We start from the raw sequence: 2275 nt of genomic DNA on the forward strand, positions 1-2275 counted from the left end.
GCTGCGGTGGATGTGACGTCGTATGTGGTCTCGGGTGGTGAGGTGGTGGTGCCGATTGGTCGGGCGGTACCGAATGTGTCGGTGTGGGTGTTGGATTCGCGGTTGCGGCCGGTGCCGGTGGGTGTGGTGGGTGAGTTGTATCTGGGTGGTGTGCAGGTGGCGCGGGGGTATGCGTCGCGGGCGGGTTTGACTGCGGAGCGGTTTGTGGCGGATCCGTTTGGTGGGGTGGGTGTGCGGTTGTATCGGACGGGTGATCGGGTGCGGTGGAGTGGTGTGGGGGAGTTGGAGTATGTGGGTCGTGTTGATTTTCAGGTGAAGTTGCGGGGGCAGCGGATCGAGTTGGGGGAGATCGAAACCGTCCTCGCAGGTGCCGACGACGTCGTCGCCGCGGCGGTGGTGGTGCGCGACGACCGGCTGGTCGCCTACATCGCCGGTCCGGACGAGTCCGCGGTTCCCGGGGTACGCGAGCATGCGGCCCGGCGACTCGCGTCGTACATGGTGCCCGACACCGTCGTCGTGCTGGATGCGTTGCCGTTGAACACCGCGGGCAAGGTCGACCGCAAGGCGCTGCCCGCGCCGGATGTCGTCTCCGCCGCCCGGGTCGAACCCGACACCGACACCGAACTCGCCATCCAGACCATCGTCGCCGAGGTGCTCGGCCGCGATGAGGACGCCGCAGCAGTCTCGGTCACCGACAGTTTCTTCCAGATCGGCGGGCACTCGCTGTCCGCGACTCGCGTCGCCGCGCGCATCACGCACGCTTTCGGTGTCCGCTTCGGCGTGCGCGAACTGTTCGACGCGCCGACGGTGCGGTCGATGGCCGCGTACGTCGATGCGGAACGCCGCCACTCCGGTGTCGACACCTCCGGCGGGACAACGGAACTCGGGTCCATGCCACGTCCCGCGCGTCCTCCGTTGTCGACCGCGCAGCAGCGGATGTGGTTCATCAACCAATTCGACCCGACGTCATCGGCCTACAACATTCCATTCGCGCTGCGCCTGCGTGGCCGTGTCGATGTGGTCGCCCTCCGGACGGCGCTCGCCGATGTCATCGAGCGTCACGAGGTCCTTCGGACGCGGTACCCGCAGAGTGCCGACGGCCGGCCGTGGCAGGACATCACGCCGATGTCGGAGATCACCGTCGATCAGTGGTGGCGCAACGCGGGCGTGGACACCTTGCCCGCGGAACCGTTCGACGTCACCCGTGACCTGCCGATCCGGGCGGGGATCACCGACGTCGACCCAGGCGAGAGTGGTCCCGACGACCAGATGCTGGTCGTCGTCGTACACCACATCGCCGCCGACGGTGAGTCCCTGGTGCCGCTCGTCGACGATTTCCTGCACGCCTATCGATCTCGGGTCGCCGGCGTCGCGCCCGCCCGCCCTCCGCTGTCCGTGCAGTACGCCGATGTCGCGCTGTGGCAGCAGCGGGCCCTGGGCTCGGTCGACGATCCGGACTCCGAACTCGGCAGGCAGGCCCGCTGGTGGCGGGCTCGGCTCGCCGACCTGCCCGAGGTCCTCGAACTGCCGGCCGACCGTCCACGGCCGCCGGTGGCATCCCATCGTGGTGCGTCGGTCGCGTTCGACCTACCCGACGACCTGGCGCCGAGGATCGAGGCCTTCGCCCGGAGCCACGGCGTGACCGCGTTCATGGTGTTGCACGCATCGGTCGCCGTCGTGCTCTCCCGGTTGTCGGGAACCTCGGACATCGCGGTGGGTTCGCCGGTCGCCGGACGTGGCCGCGCCGAACTCGACGCCCTGATCGGGATGTTCGTCAACACCCTGGTGCTGCGCACCTCCGTCGATCCCGCCGCGACCTTCGGTGAGATGGTCCGGCTGGTGCGGGACACCGATCTCGACGCGTTCGCCGCGGCGGACGTGCCCTTCGAGTACCTCGTCGAGGCGCTCGCACCCACTCGCAGCGAGGCGTTCGCGCCGCTGACACAGGTGTTGCTGACTCTCGAACAGACGTCCGTGGGGGAGTTGTCGGCACCGGGTCTGACGATCACGCCCGTCGATGCCGGTCCGCCCGCGGCCCGATTCGACCTGATGATCGGGATGAGTGCCGAGCGAGACTCCGGTGGCGCCCTCGCATCGCTGGCCGGCCGGATCGTCTACGCGACCGATCTGTTCGACGCGCGCACGGCACGACGCGTCGCCGCCAGGATCGTCGACGTTCTCGACGCAGGCCTCGCCGATCCGGACGTGATCGTCGGCGACATCGACCTCGTCGACGCGGACGAGCGCGCCGCCATCGAGGGTTGGTCGCGTGGTG

Annotated in this window: 1 protein-coding gene; it reads left to right on the top strand. The window is 68.9% G+C overall.

Annotation, left to right across the window (positions count from 1 at the left end):
* Positions 1–291: 291 nt before the first annotated feature.
* The coding region (locus tag AMD30_RS24170) for a condensation domain-containing protein (RefSeq protein WP_231632848.1) at positions 292–2275 on the top strand (1984 nt) is incomplete at its 3' end.

Source organism: Gordonia sp. HS-NH1, from assembly GCF_001418765.1.
GTDB lineage: Bacteria > Actinomycetota > Actinomycetes > Mycobacteriales > Mycobacteriaceae > Gordonia.